Source organism: Ferrovibrio sp., assembly GCF_964218355.1.
Lineage (GTDB): Bacteria > Pseudomonadota > Alphaproteobacteria > Ferrovibrionales > Ferrovibrionaceae > Ferrovibrio.
In genome coordinates, this window is sequence record NZ_CAXPMC010000016.1 from 257,452 (window position 1) to 270,721 (window position 13,270).

The following is a 13,270-nucleotide window of genomic DNA, read 5'->3' on the forward strand; positions in this document are numbered from 1 at the left end:
ACAGCTTGGGTCAGGTGCGGGTGACTACAGTATCGCTTCAGTGGGGCGCGTGGATGAGTAGCTTTGAAGTTCGGGTTCGCGAAGTCACGGCGGCGGCGCAGGGGATTGCCAGTTTCATCCTGGAAGCAACCGACGGCTCGGCACTGCCGCCCTATACGGCAGGCGCTCATATCGATGTGGAAGCCGCACCCGGCGTGACACGCCAGTATTCGCTCTGCGGCGAGCTGTCCGGCGGCGTCTGGCGCATTGCAGTCCTGAAAGACCCGAACTCCCGGGGCGGCTCGATGGCGATGCACGACCGCATCACGGCCGGGAGCACGCTGCGTGTCAGCCAGCCCAGAAACCTGTTCCAGCTGCAAGCCGCACCGCACAGTCTGCTGATCGCGGGCGGCATCGGCATTACGCCGATCCTGGCCATGGCCTCTGAGCTGCGGCGCGCCGGAAAGCCGTTCGAACTGCACTATTGCGCCCGTTCCCCGGAGCGCATGGCATTCCGGGATGAAATGCGGGCCGGCGAGATTGCACCCTGCAGCCGCTTTTATTTCGATGACGCGCCGGACAGCGGCCGCTTCGATGTGGCCGGCGTGCTGCAGGCTGCTCCGCCCGGCACGCATCTCTATATCTGCGGCCCGTCCGGATTTATCGATGTCGTGCTCGAGACCGCCCGCAAGGCGGGATGGGCCGAGGACCGCCTGCATCGCGAGCACTTTGCCGCCGTGATCGATACATCAGGCCAGGGGTTCACCCTGAAGATCGCCGGACGCGGACAAAGCATCTTCGTGCCTGACGGCACCTCTGCGCTCCAGGCCCTGCTCGCCGCAGGCTATGATATTCCACATTCCTGCGAGGCCGGAATCTGCGGCTCCTGCACTTTGCGCGTTGTCGACGGGATTCCCGATCATCGGGATATCTGCCTGAGCGACGCGGACAAGACAGCGAATGCGGTATTTACCCCATGCTGCTCACGCGCAATGACCAGCACATTGACGATCGATATCGAAGCATCAGCACACTAACGAGAGGCACCCATGTCGTCGATTGAAGACAAGTTCAAGGCGCTCGCCACCGACAACGCACCGGGACAGGAAGTCCGGCAGACCACCGGCAATATCGGCAATCTGATGATCGGGGATATCCTGCCCGGCACAGCCGTCGATTTCTCGCACGGCGACGTCGATGCCTTCACGCCGACACCGGGTTCGATGGAAGCCTTCCTCGAAGCCGTCGAGATCGGTGGCAGCCAAGCCTATACCGAATACCGTGGCTCGGCCGATATCCGCGACGAGCTCGCCACCCGGCTGGGCGACTTCACCGGCAGCGCCATCTCCGGCCAGGACGAGATGATCCTGACGCCCGGCACGCAGAGCGCCCTCTTCCTTTCGGTCGCCGCGACAGTCTCAACCGGCGACAAGGTCGCCATCGTGCAGCCGGACTATTTTGCCAATCGCAAGCTGGTGCAGTTCTTCGGTGGCGAAATCTACCCGGTTTCGATCGAATACCAGAACGACGTGCCAGGTGCCGGGCTTGACCTGTCCAAGCTGAAGGCTGCGTTCGAGGCGGGCGTTCGCGTCTTCCTGTTCTCCAATCCGAACAATCCGACCGGCGTCGTCTACTCTGCGGAGGAAATTCGCACGATCGCCGATCTGGCCCGGGAATTTGGCGTCACCGTCATTGCCGACCAGCTCTATTCCCGCCTGCGCTACGAGGGCGCGACCTATACCCACATGCGTGCGACGGAGCTGCCCGACAGCCAGGTCGTTACCATCATGGGGCCGTCGAAGACGGAGTCGCTGAGCGGCTACCGTCTCGGTGTGGCCTTTGGTTCCCCTGCCGTCATCGAACGCATGGAAAAGCTTCAGGCCATCGTGTCGCTGCGGGCGCCGGGCTACAATCAGGCGGTGCTGCGTACCTGGTTCAATGAACCGGAAGGCTGGATGGACGAGCGTATCGTCCAGCATCAGGCGATCCGCGACGAACTGGTCCAGACCTTCCGCGGCGCGGGGATGAAGGTTCGCATTCCGCAGGCGGGCAGCTACTTGTTCCCGGGTCTGCCCAAGTTGCGCGTCAATCTGCAGGATTTTGTCAGGCTGCTGCGTCATCAGGCCAATGTGACCGTGACGCCGGGCACCGAATTCGGCCCGCATGCGTCGAACATCCGCCTGAACTTTTCCCAGGACCACAAGGCGGCGGTGGCAGCCGGCGTACGTATCGTCGAAATGGCGAAGCGATACGCGGCCTGATTTCATATGGCCCGATGGCGCATGCTTCCGGGCCACTGCGCCGTCCGTTCAGGACAACAATTCCAAATCCGGAATTCCGGCCCTCGGCCGATCAGCGCCGGGAATGTTTGATTAAGCGCGACGCCGTGGAGAACCGGACAGAAGGATGTTTAAATTGCTGGCCCGCAACTTTTTATAATCAACTAAGTACTGCGAGCAACCTTCACCCTTCAACTAAACCGGCTCACCGAAAGTGCGCTTATGTCATGTCGAGGCGCACCGGTTCGCAGAATATCGCCAACCAATTCGGCTGTGATTGCAGCCAATGTTAGTCCCAGATGCTGATGGCCAAACGCCAGCGTCACGTTCCGGTAGCCCGGCACCATTCCGATCATTGGCAGGTAGTCCGGCAGTGTGGGCCGGTCGCCGAACCAGCGGGTCTGCTCGGCCAATCCCGGCCGATCAAAAAGTTCGGCTGCATGCCGCCTCAGGACATCCGCCCGCTTCCAGTCTGGTGCATGGGCTCCCAGCTCGACGGTCCCCGCCAGCCGCAGACCTGAGGCCATCGGCGTCGCGACGAAGCCACGCTCGGCAAACAGCAGCGGAATGTTCAGTGGGACTTTGCCCGCTTCCACCATGACATGATATCCGCGCTCGCTGGTTAGCGGCGCCTTCACGCCGAGCGGCCGGATCAGATCCGGAGAGCCGTTTCCTGCCGTGAGCACAACATTGTCGGCCTTGAGCTCGCCATCCTGCAACTGCAAGCCGACCGCCGCCCCGGCCTCTGTCAGAATCCGCAGGACGCGCCGACCTTCCACCACAATCCCGCCATCCCCAACAAACCTGCGATACAGGTTCTGTACCAGTCCGAATGGATCCGTCGTGTATATGGCGTCAGGATGGAACCGGCCCGCATGCATCTGCGGTTTCAATGCCGGACACATCGCCCGAATTCCGGATCCCGAAACCGGCTCGAACCTGATGCCATGTTCGAGCAGAAGCCGGTTCTCGTCTTCGGCCGCCCTGGCAGCCTGCGCGGTCTCGAAGAGCGTGAGATACCCTTGCCGCTGGAACAGGTTTGCCTCGCCGGGCTCACTGGCCAGCTGCCTCCAGGCCGGAACTGCGTTCCGCAGCAGCAGGGCCAGAATATCAGTGCCCTTCCGGACCGCGCTCGGTCGTGATGCCAGCGCAAACCGTACCAGCCATGGCAGCAGTGACGGCAACGACGCCCATCGCAGATGCAAAGGTCCAAGCGGATTGGCAAGCATTCCGAAAGCGCCCAGAAGTACGTCTGGACGCGCAAGCGGCTGAACATGATCGACCGCAATCAGACCTGCATTGCCAAAAGAGCAACCGCGCCCGATCTCGCCCGCATCAACCACTGTGACCTGCCGCCCTGCACGTTGCAGTATCCGCGCACAGGCAATGCCAATGACACCACCACCGATGATGGCGATGTCGGTAGTCATCAAGCGGCGACCGGACAATGCGCTTTCTCGTAGACCAGCGAAGCGGCGGCAAGATCCTCGATCGCGACACCCACCGACTTGAACAGCGTGATCTGGCTGTCCTGGGTGCGACCGGGATGCGTCTTGCGGGTCAGATCGAACAGGTCGCCACGGATTCCATCCGCCGAAAGCACCGAAGTCTGCAGCGGCACCACGATATCGCCTGCCTCTTTGGTTGCACCGGCACGGGTATCGACAAAGATTTCGCTGCGGCGAATTGCCTCGTCATCCGCCTCACGCATGGCCGGCGTGAAGCCGCCTACCAAATCGAGATGCGTGCCGGGCCGCAACCAGGCGCCCTGCACCAGGGGCAGCGTGCTCAGCGTGGCACAGCTGACGATATCCGCGTTGCCAACAGCCGTTTCCAGATCCGTGACTGCACTGGCCTCCAGGCCGCCCTGCCGCAGTTCCTGCGCCACCTCTTCCGCTTTCTGCGGGTTACGGCCCCAGACGGACACGGACTTTATGGGCCGCACGGCGGCATGGGCAAAGGCAAGATGCCTGGACAGCCGCCCGGTGCCGACGATCAGCAGCCTGCTCGCATCCTTGCGCGCCAGATAACGGGCGGCCAGGGCCGAGGCGGCAGCAGTGCGACGCACCGTCAGCTCACCGCCTTCCAGGATCGCCAGAGTCTCGCCTGTCTCGCCGGAAAACAGGAGATACACGCCCGACACGGCAGGCTTTCCGGCTTTTGCATTGGCCGGGAAAACATTCACCGCCTTCACACCGAGATACTTATTGGGAATCCAAGCGGGCATAAGCAGATGTACCGGCGGCTCCGGCCCGTCCGCCATCACATGGTGATGTCGCGTCGGCATCTTGCTGTCCTGAATGAAAGCCTGTTCGAGCACTTGGATTGTCGAAGCCCAGTCGAGACTCTGCCGAATTTCTGCCGCGGTAATAACCTTCACGCTTTCACTCCTTATGACAGCAATGCTGCCTACACATTCAAGCCGCCGCGCTGGCCGAATCTTCCACAAGGTGGCACTCGGCCCAGCGTTCGCCTCTGCCGCGCGCCGGTTCATTGGTACTGCACACCGGAACCGCCACCGGGCAGCGCGGATGAAAACGGCAGCCTGTGGGAAGTTTGGCCGGGTTCGGCACGGTTCGACCAAGCCCCAGATCAGGAATGCCGGCACCCGGATCCGGCGCCAGCACCGAATGGAGCAGCGCGCGGGTATAAGGATGCTGGGGATTTCCGAACAGCTCGGCTGTCGCGGCCTGCTCGACGATGCGGCCCAGATACATGACCGCCACAGACGTCGCCATATGTTCGACGACGGCCAGATTATGACTTACGAATACGTAAGTGAGGCCAAACTCGCTCCGCAGATCGAGCAGAAGATTGAGGATCTGCGACTGAACCGAGACATCCAGCGCCGATGTCGGTTCATCGCAGACCAGAATGTCCGGCCTGAGCGCCAATGCTCTCGCGATCACAACACGCTGACGCTGACCACCCGACAACTGGCTCGGCGGACTGTCGATCAGACGCTGCGGCAGGCCAACCACATCCAGCAGTTTCCGCGCCTTCTGCGCACGCTCAGCAGAGGTTCCGATACCGTGAATCCGGAGTGGCTGCTCGATGATCCGGCCGATGGAGTGCCGCGGATTCAGCGCTGAATACGGATCCTGGAAAACATACTGGATGCGGCTGGCCACTTCGAGCCGGGGAATATCGGCCAACCGCTTGCCGTTCAGGCGCACTTCGCCGGCCGTCGGCTGGATCAATCCCATCATGATCTTGGCAAGCGTGGTTTTGCCGCACCCGGACTCGCCGACCAGCCCGAGCACTTCGCCACGGCGCAGTTGCAGAGACACATCGTCGACGGCGCGCAGATAGCGGCGACGGAACAGATGTCCGCCAAGCTGATACTGCTGGCTGACCGCTTTGACCTCGAAAATAGGCGCTTCGGACTGTGTCATCGCGACACCTCGCTGGTGGCGCCATATGAACTCACCGGCAGGATGCACCGGTAGCCCTGCCCATCCGGCAGTTGCTGCCAGTCGATATCAGCCTCGCCGCAACGCTCTTCGGCATATTGGCAGCGCTGGCGAAACGCGCAGCCCGCCAGATCGCCGATCAGGGACGGCACGACGCCCGGGATGGATGGCAGATGGGCCATGTGTTTGTGGCGGCCGGGAATCGGCAGGCATTCCAGCAGGCCACGGGTATAGGGGTGGCTCGGCCGATTGAAGACCTGGTGCACGTCGCCGCGCTCAACGATCTCTCCGGCATACATCACCGCAACCTTGTCGGCCATGCGAGACACGACGCCCAGGTCATGGGTGATCAGGATCATGCCCATGCCGAATTCTTCCTGCAGATTGCGCAGGACGCGCAGCAGTTCAGCCTGGATGGTCACGTCCAGTGCCGTGGTCGGCTCGTCCGCCAGCAGCAGTTGCGGGCCGCACATCAGCGCCATGGCGATCATCATGCGCTGACGCAAACCACCGGACAGTTCATGCGGATACTGCTTCAGTCGCTCCACCGGTGCACTGACGCCGATCTTCTCGAACAGGAACAGGGCACGTTCGCGGGCTTCCTTTGTGCTGACATTGCGGTGCTGGCGGTGAACGTCGACCAGCTGCTGCCCAATGGTCAGTGCCGGGTTCAACGAGGTCATCGGCTCCTGGAAGATCATCGCCATCCGGTTGCCGCGCAGGCGATTGAACGCCTTCTCCGGCAACGACAGGATGTCGTCCCCCTGGAACTCAAGCCGGTCGGCCGTGCGCAGCGCCTTGCGCGGCAGCAGCCCCATCAGGGCCATCGCGGTCAGCGACTTGCCGCAACCGGACTCGCCGACCAGGCAGAGCGTTTCTCCGCGCTTAAGGTCGAAATCGATGCCGCGGACGGCATGCAGTATGCCCTTGGGGGTCGGGATATCGACCCGCAATCCCCTGACGTCGAGCAAGGTATCGGTGGCACTCATCGGTTACGGCCCTCTGGCGCGGTGAGATCGCGCAGGCCGTCGCCGGTCATGTTGGTGGCCAGCACCAGCACGAACAGGAACGCGCCCGGAATGGTAATCAGCCATGGATCGAAGAAGACGTCGGCACGACCCTCGGCAATCATCAGGCCCCAGGATGGGGTCGGCGCAGGCACACCGATGCCGAGGAATGACAGGGCAGCCTCCAGCACGATCGCCTGCGCGATCTCCAGGGTCGCCACCACCAGCAGGTTGTTGACGACGTTCGGGAGAATTTCCTGCACCACGATCTGCAGATGGGAAGCCCCCTGGACCTTGGCCGCCACGATGAAATCGGCGGAGCGTATCTGCTGGGTGGTGGCGCGCATGACGATCGCGAACCTGTCCCATAACAGCAAACCGAGAACCGCGATCACCACCTGCAGGGAGGATCCGACCAGCGCCACCACGGCAAGGGCAACCAGCACCACCGGAATGGCCAGGCGGGCCGTGATCAGGAATGAAATGACCGTATCGACCCGGCCGCCGAAATATCCGGCGGCGACACCGAGCGTCGTGCCGATCAGGCATGAAAGCAGCGTGACGCACAGGCCAACGAAGAGCGAGATACGCGCCCCGTAGAAAATGCGGGACAGGTAGTCGCGGCCAACCTGATCGGCCCCGAACGGGTGATCCCAGCTGCCGCCCTCCATCCAGACCGGTGGACGCATACGCGACATCAGATCCTGGGCATAGGGATCGTGAGGCGCCAGCAGCGGCGCAAGAATCGCCATCAGTGCGAAGACAACCAGCACGGAGAAGCCGAGCATGAAGCCGGTATGCTGACGCCAGCGCGGCAGGATGCGCGTGACGATGGGCTTGGCGCCGACAGCGGACGCTACGGGCGCGGCGGTCATGAAATCCTCATTCGGGGGTCAAGCCAGGCATTGACCACATCCGCAAGGAAGGTCAGCACGATATAAAAAAGCGAGAAGCACAGGACCAGCGCCTGAATGACCGGTAGGTCGCTGCGCAGGATCGACTCCCAGGCAAGCCGTCCGGCGCCATGGATCGCGAACACACTTTCCACCACGACCGATCCGGCCAGCATGTAGCCGAACTGCGCCGCCGCCAGGCTCACCACCGGGATCAACGCATTCCGCAGGGCATATTTCATCAGCACCTTGCGGGGCACGATGCCCATGGCGCGCGCCGTACGAATATAATCGGTATCGAGGACACCGATCATGCCCGAACGAGTGAGACGCATGATGGCGGGCGCTGCGAAGTAAGACAGCACCACCATCGGCATGATGTAATGCTTCCAGCTGTCGAGGCCGGAACTCGGCAGAATCGGGAATGTCACGCTGAACGCAATCACCAGCAGCAGGGCAAACCAGAAGGTCGGCATCGCCTGACCCACCACCGCAAACAGCAATGCAAATCTGTCTATCTTCGTATTCGGATGACAACCTGCTGCGACACCCAGCGGCACACCGATGGCAACCGCCAGAAGAATGGCACAGGCGCCGAGCCTCATGGTGGTGAACATCCGCTCGACCAGGATCGACGAGACCGGCAGGTCGAAATACAGGCTGCGGCCAAGGTCACCGGTCAGGAACCCGCCAAGCCAGGACAGATACTGCAGGATGATGGGGCGGTCGAACCCGTAGGCTTCGCGGATGCGGATGATGTCCGCCACGCTGCCCGACTCGCCGGCCATGCGCGTTGCCGGATCGCCACCCGCAAACATCAGGAAGAACGTCGCCAGCGACACTGCCAGAATCAGCAGAAGTCCAGATACCGACCGACGCAGGATATAGCGATACATTCCGCCTCACTTGCTGCACTGAACCACCGACGGGATACTATCCCATCGGTGGCCGGACTTGAGGTGATTACTTCCAGGCAGCCTTGTAGAACGGCACGAACTCGTCCGGATCGACATCCAGTGACAGGTTATTCGCCTGCGCGGTGTTGACGCTGAAGGCCCACAGCGGCAGCCAGTAAGCCTGTTCGGCAACCCGCTTCTGTGCGGCCTCGTAGTGCTTCTTGCGCACATCGCGGTCGAGCGTCGTGTCGGCGATCTTCAGGTCGGCAACCACCTGCGGATCTTTCACGACGTCGTCGCCAGCGCCGCCGAAGAACGGGCTGGTGCCCAGACCGGCATCGGCGATGCCGTAAGCGCCCCAGCTCGAGAGGTACGTGGGCGCCTTGCCTTCGATGTAGTTCGTCCGCATCACCGCGGACTGCTGCTCGTTGATGCTGGTCTTGATCCCGACGGCATTCAGATTGGCGGCAATGGCCTCGACCTGCGAACGAGGGAAGGTCGTCGCCGTCAGAAGCTCCAGCGGGAAGCCGTTGGGATAGCCGGCCTCCGCCAGCAGGTCCTTGGCCTTCTTCGGATCGTAGGCATACTTCACCACATCCTTCGAGCAGGCAAAGGCAATCGGATGGCAGGCCGCGGCAATCGATTCAGATGCACCGCCCACCAGCGCCGTGATGATGCTGTCCTTGTTGACGGCATGGTTGATGGCCTGACGCACCTTGGCGTCTGCGATGGGGCTCTTGCCGCCACTGAAATTCGGGTTCATGCCCATGAAAGCAAAACGCAGGATCGGCGCGGCCTTCACTGTCAGGTTCGGCCGCGACGCCAGGCGCCTGGAGGCGTCGTGCGGCACGCGCCAGATCCAGTCCAGCTGGCCGTTCATCAGCTCGGCATACTGGACGTTCGCTTCCGGCAGCACTTTCGCGACCAAGCGCTTGATGGCCGGACGGCCCTTCGGGCTGCCCGCATAATGCTCGTCGAACCGTTCCAGCACGAACCGCGTCCCCGTGGTCGATTCGACCAGGCGATACGGCCCGGTACCGATCGGCTTCGCCGACATGCCAGACGATCCGACAGCTTCGAGATGATGCTTCGGATAGATCGGCAACGGGCCGGCAAGCATTTCCAATGCTAGCGGATATACCGCCTTCATGCGGATGCGAACCGAATACGGGCCGGTCTTCTCGACCACGTCGATCCAGCTCACCGTGATCTGGTATCGCGTGTTGTATTCCTTCTTGCTGACCTGGTTGAGCGTGTATTCCACGTCATCGGCAGTCAGTTCCTTGCCGTCGTGGAACTTGACGCCCTTGCGGATCACGAAGTCGAGCGTCTTCTCGTCGACAATCTTGTAGGACTCGGCCAGGGCCGGCAGGAATTCGCCGGTCTTGATATCCTTCATCAGCAGGTTGTCATAGAGCATGCGGGCGAGAATAAGGCCCGAACGCGAGATCTCCTTGTAGCCGTCCAGCGTGCTGACTTCTTCCTCGAAGGCGACATTCAGCGTGTCGTCGGCCTTGCCTGCCATGGCCTGGCCCGAGACGGTGGCAATCGCGATCGCCGCAGCGATGTTCAGTATCCGAATACGCATTTTAAGAACCCCCATTCCTGTTAAGCGATGAGTGAAAATTCAAGACCGTTCGGGCTCAGCTGCCCCAAACGGCGCGGAACACCCGCATCCAGTTGCCGCCCAGAATTTTCCGGATATCGGCTTCGGCGAAGCCGCGTTTCACCAGCGCCGCCGTCAGGTTCGGCATCTGGTCGGGCGTGCCCATCCCCTCCGGATAGAAATACGGCGGCGGCGGATACGCAGCCGGAGTCCAGCGGCCAGAAGCGATCGTTTCGTCGTAGAACTTCTGCGCTTCATCATCCGGCGTGTATGGCGACTGGCCCGTGAAATAGTCGATGCCGAGTGCAACGTGATCGATGCCGACCAGGTCAGCCACGTAGCTGATGTGGTCGATATACTGATCGATGGTCGGACGCTTGTCGGCGGCCACGAACGGCGGGAAGCCGACGATGCCAGTTAGGCCACCGGTCGCCGCGGCAGCCTTGATCTGCTCGTCCAGAACATTGCGGGGCGTGCCGTACACCGCTCGCGGATTTGCATGGGAGAACACCGTGGGTGCCGCAGAATTCTCGAAAGCATCCATCGTCGTGCGATAGCCGGTGTGGGAGCAATCGACGATGATGCGGGCCTCGTTCATACGGGCAATCGCCTTCAGGCCGAACTTGCTCAGACCGGCATCGGTGCGCTCTTCGCAACCGTCACCGACGCGGTTCTTGACGTTGTAGGTCAGCTGGATCATGCCGACACCGAGCGATTTGTAGGCATCGATCAGGTCGAGGCTGTCTTCCAGCGGGTCGGTGCCCTGAAAGTGAAAGATGACGCCGATCTTGTTAGTGCGCTTGGCTTCCTCGATGTCGGATGCACTACGAACCAGGATGGCATCACCGCGCTCCCGGATGTACTGAACCCAGCTGCCAAGGCCCCGCATGGTCGTGGCCGCGTTGTCCCACCCGCCCACGGTCGGGGCGATCGCGGTCAATCCGCCCTTCTTGTAGACGTCGAGCATCTCCTTCCGATGCAGCAACGGGCAAACCGGATCGATGATGATGGCATCCGCGTGAAGCGACTTCGCGTCGACTGACATTTGGTCATTCCCTCATTGGCGGCGTGGAGGCCGCAGCGAATAAACAGCGATTACGGGAGTAATCTGGCGTGATTGCGTAGTTATCATTACGACAAAAATTTTCCAATACGAAAATTATTAATCCGATTGGGAATCTGATTTAGCTTGAAATATTGGCAGTCTGGTCGCTTCCTGAGCGCGTCCAACTGCATTCCGAAATTGTTATTTCTCATTATTATACAGTTATTTAAATCGAAACCCCAATCTTCCCGGAGTGCATTCTGACTAAACCGAGGTCAATTCGTATTACCTTGAAAAAAATTTCGAATCCGATATCTAGTAAACCTAAGGACGCGGGGCTAACGCCCTATGCTCCTTTTTGGACCGGTGACGCCAACCAAAAGTCGCCGAACAGAAAATCTCGGATGAATCAGATACCTCGTTCCCCTTTACCTCAATTGCCGGACAGTTCGTCTGGCGTGGGGACGCAGTACGGCCAGGGCACCAATGTCGATCTCGGATCGCGGGTGCGGGGTATCAGACAGTCCAAGCGCATGACGCTGAAGGATGTGGCCAACCGCTCAGGTCTGGCCGTCGCGACACTGTCGAAGGTCGAAAACAACCGGTTATCGCCAACATATGAAAACATCATCCGGCTGGCGCGTGGTCTGGACGTGGATATTGCGGTCCTGTTTTCAGATCAGCCGCAATTATCGCCGCATGGCCGGCGTTCGATCACACGGCTTGGCAAAGGTAAGGTTTTCGAGACCGAAACCTACGATTACGAGATGCTTTGCACCGATGTGGTTGGTAAGCGCATCATTCCGTTGAAGGCCCGCATCAAACAGCGGGAATGGAAGGACTTTAGCCCCCTGATCAAGCATGAGGGCGAAGAAGTGATTTACGTCCTCGCGGGGCGCATCAAGCTCATCACCGAGTTCTATGAGGAAGTCATTCTCGAACCTGGCGACTGCGTCTATTTCGACAGCACCATGGGCCATGTTTGTCTAGCGCACGGACTTGAAGACGCTGAGGTGTTTTGGATCTGCTCCAGTTCCGACGCTATCAGCGTGGTTGAAGGTAGCGGCGAAGCCGGTCAGTCACGCAACAAATAACGTGAATTGTCTGACCGAACATTCGTAGCGTTTCGATTCACTCCTAATACTTTTCTGAGATTAACTTCGGTGTCGGCCTCTGCGCCGAACCTTCGATACCTCCATCTACAGACCGCCGTGCTATTTGATGTGCGCTGGACTATACGTTAATTCTGAAATCCGAGAATCAGATAGCGTTTTACTATGGAAAATCTATCGCGGGCTTGCGTCGCGTGTACGGCTGGCAAAGTAACCAGCCGTCGCGCCGTTCCGCCCTCCCCTGTCAACGCGCAGACATGCGTGCGCCGGCGTCAAGCGAGATAGTGGTCGCATTGAGATATTGGTTCTCCGCGATATGCCGCACTAGGCTTCCGAATTCCTCGGCCTGACCCATGCGGTTGGGAAACAGGATCATGCGGTTGATGATCGACTGCGACACATTCTCCGGCAGGCCGGCCACCATCGAGGTGTCGAACAAGCCGGGCGCGATGGTCACCACGCGGATGCCGAATTCGGCAAGGTCACGCGCTACCGGCAGCGTCAGCCCCATCACCCCGGCTTTGGAGGCGCTGTAGGCTGCCTGGCCGATCTGGCCCTGCCAGGCCGCGCCCGAGGCGGTGTTGATGATGACGCCGCGCTCCCCACCCACTTCGGGTTCATTCGCGCTCATGACCTGAGCCGCGAAGCGGATGACGTTGAATGTGCCGGTGAGGTTGACCGCGATGACCTTGCTCCAGGTCGCAAGCGGGAATGGCTGACCACGCGACAGCGTCTTTGCTGAATCGGCCACGCCGGCGCAGTTCACGGCGACGTGGATAGTGCCAAAAGCCTGCACTGCCGCATCAATGCCGGCCTGCACGCTGGCTTCATCCGCCACGTCGACGCTGCGGACGAGGCCATTGACGCCAAGTTCGGATGCAAGCATAGCCAGCTTCGTCTCGTCGCGGTCAAGGCCAACCACCCTGGCGCCGGCGGCCGCCAGGATCTTGCAGGTGGCAAAGCCAAGACCGGATGCGGCGCCGGTGACAACGGCGACCTTATTTTGGAGATTCATTGTTTTCCTCCCGGGAATGAAACGG

Annotated in this window: 12 protein-coding genes; 3 read left to right on the forward strand and 9 right to left on the reverse strand. The window is 60.8% G+C overall.

From position 1 onward, the window contains the following. Positions 1–53: 53 nt before the first annotated feature. Together ACEQZY_RS10415 and ACEQZY_RS10420 are read left to right on the forward strand one after the other, a co-directional pair. Complete coding sequence (locus ACEQZY_RS10415) at positions 54–1,016, forward strand: 2Fe-2S iron-sulfur cluster-binding protein (protein ID WP_370154069.1); 963 nt, start codon at positions 54–56, stop codon at positions 1,014–1,016. A gap of 12 nt (positions 1,017–1,028) precedes the next feature. Further along, complete coding sequence (locus ACEQZY_RS10420; RefSeq protein WP_370154072.1) at positions 1,029–2,240, forward strand: pyridoxal phosphate-dependent aminotransferase; 1,212 nt, start codon at positions 1,029–1,031, stop codon at positions 2,238–2,240. 209 nt (positions 2,241–2,449) lie between these two features. Here ACEQZY_RS10420 and ACEQZY_RS10425 read toward each other — a convergent pair whose 3' ends face one another. From ACEQZY_RS10425 to ACEQZY_RS10460, 8 genes are all read right to left on the reverse strand, one after another. Then, positions 2,450–3,628 (reverse strand): NAD(P)/FAD-dependent oxidoreductase, encoded by a 1,179-nt coding sequence (locus ACEQZY_RS10425; RefSeq protein ID WP_370154437.1) that lies wholly within the window; start codon positions 3,626–3,628, stop codon positions 2,450–2,452. 59 nt (positions 3,629–3,687) lie between these two features. Continuing rightward, entirely contained in the window at positions 3,688–4,638 is a 951-nt protein-coding gene (locus tag ACEQZY_RS10430) for an ornithine cyclodeaminase family protein (RefSeq protein ID WP_370154075.1), read from the reverse strand. Positions 4,639–4,675: 37 nt separating this feature from the next. Further along, entirely contained in the window at positions 4,676–5,653 is a 978-nt protein-coding gene (locus tag ACEQZY_RS10435; RefSeq protein ID WP_370154078.1) for an ABC transporter ATP-binding protein, read from the reverse strand. Next, positions 5,650–6,660 carry an ABC transporter ATP-binding protein gene (locus ACEQZY_RS10440; RefSeq protein WP_370154081.1) on the reverse strand — a complete coding sequence of 337 codons (1,011 nt, stop codon included), beginning with the start codon at positions 6,658–6,660 and terminating at the stop codon, positions 5,650–5,652. Before ACEQZY_RS10440 ends, ACEQZY_RS10435 begins: the two co-directional genes overlap by 4 nt. Continuing rightward, entirely contained in the window at positions 6,657–7,553 is an 897-nt protein-coding gene (locus ACEQZY_RS10445; RefSeq protein ID WP_291005553.1) for an ABC transporter permease, read from the reverse strand. The genes ACEQZY_RS10440 and ACEQZY_RS10445 overlap by 4 nt, the downstream gene beginning before the upstream one ends. After that, complete coding sequence (locus ACEQZY_RS10450; RefSeq protein WP_291005555.1) at positions 7,550–8,467, reverse strand: ABC transporter permease; 918 nt, start codon at positions 8,465–8,467, stop codon at positions 7,550–7,552. Before ACEQZY_RS10450 ends, ACEQZY_RS10445 begins: the two co-directional genes overlap by 4 nt. A 67-nt stretch (positions 8,468–8,534) precedes the next feature. After that, complete coding sequence (locus ACEQZY_RS10455; protein WP_291005558.1) at positions 8,535–10,055, reverse strand: ABC transporter substrate-binding protein; 1,521 nt, start codon at positions 10,053–10,055, stop codon at positions 8,535–8,537. A 55-nt stretch (positions 10,056–10,110) separates the two neighbouring features. Continuing rightward, positions 10,111–11,118, reverse strand: a complete 1,008-nt coding sequence (locus tag ACEQZY_RS10460; RefSeq protein WP_291005560.1) for a dipeptidase — start codon at positions 11,116–11,118, stop codon at positions 10,111–10,113. A 404-nt stretch (positions 11,119–11,522) separates the two neighbouring features. Here ACEQZY_RS10460 and ACEQZY_RS10465 point away from each other — a divergent pair, with 404 nt between their 5' ends. Continuing rightward, positions 11,523–12,212: an XRE family transcriptional regulator gene (locus ACEQZY_RS10465; protein ID WP_291005562.1), complete on the forward strand. Its 690-nt coding sequence runs from the start codon at positions 11,523–11,525 to the stop codon at positions 12,210–12,212. A gap of 262 nt (positions 12,213–12,474) precedes the next feature. Here the strand turns inward: ACEQZY_RS10465 and ACEQZY_RS10470 are convergent, their stop codons facing one another. After that, entirely contained in the window at positions 12,475–13,245 is a 771-nt protein-coding gene (locus ACEQZY_RS10470; protein WP_291005566.1) for an SDR family NAD(P)-dependent oxidoreductase, read from the reverse strand. Between the last annotated feature and the right edge of the window lie 25 nt (positions 13,246–13,270).

Excerpts from the sequence above, each read along its gene's own strand:
- ACEQZY_RS10445 (WP_291005553.1), bottom strand. The coding sequence starts at position 7,553 with ATGACCGCCGCGCCCGTAGCGTCCGCTGTCGGCGCCAAGCCCATCGTC.
- ACEQZY_RS10435 (WP_370154078.1), bottom strand. The coding sequence starts at position 5,653 with ATGACACAGTCCGAAGCGCCTATTTTCGAGGTCAAAGCGGTCAGCCAG.
- ACEQZY_RS10470 (WP_291005566.1), bottom strand. The coding sequence starts at position 13,245 with ATGAATCTCCAAAATAAGGTCGCCGTTGTCACCGGCGCCGCATCCGGT.
- ACEQZY_RS10465 (WP_291005562.1), top strand. The coding sequence starts at position 11,523 with ATGAATCAGATACCTCGTTCCCCTTTACCTCAATTGCCGGACAGTTCG.
- ACEQZY_RS10460 (WP_291005560.1), bottom strand. The coding sequence starts at position 11,118 with ATGTCAGTCGACGCGAAGTCGCTTCACGCGGATGCCATCATCATCGAT.
- ACEQZY_RS10415 (WP_370154069.1), top strand. The coding sequence starts at position 54 with ATGAGTAGCTTTGAAGTTCGGGTTCGCGAAGTCACGGCGGCGGCGCAG.
- ACEQZY_RS10420 (WP_370154072.1), top strand. The coding sequence starts at position 1,029 with ATGTCGTCGATTGAAGACAAGTTCAAGGCGCTCGCCACCGACAACGCA.
- ACEQZY_RS10455 (WP_291005558.1), bottom strand. The coding sequence starts at position 10,055 with ATGCGTATTCGGATACTGAACATCGCTGCGGCGATCGCGATTGCCACC.
- ACEQZY_RS10440 (WP_370154081.1), bottom strand. The coding sequence starts at position 6,660 with ATGAGTGCCACCGATACCTTGCTCGACGTCAGGGGATTGCGGGTCGAT.
- ACEQZY_RS10450 (WP_291005555.1), bottom strand. The coding sequence starts at position 8,467 with ATGTATCGCTATATCCTGCGTCGGTCGGTATCTGGACTTCTGCTGATT.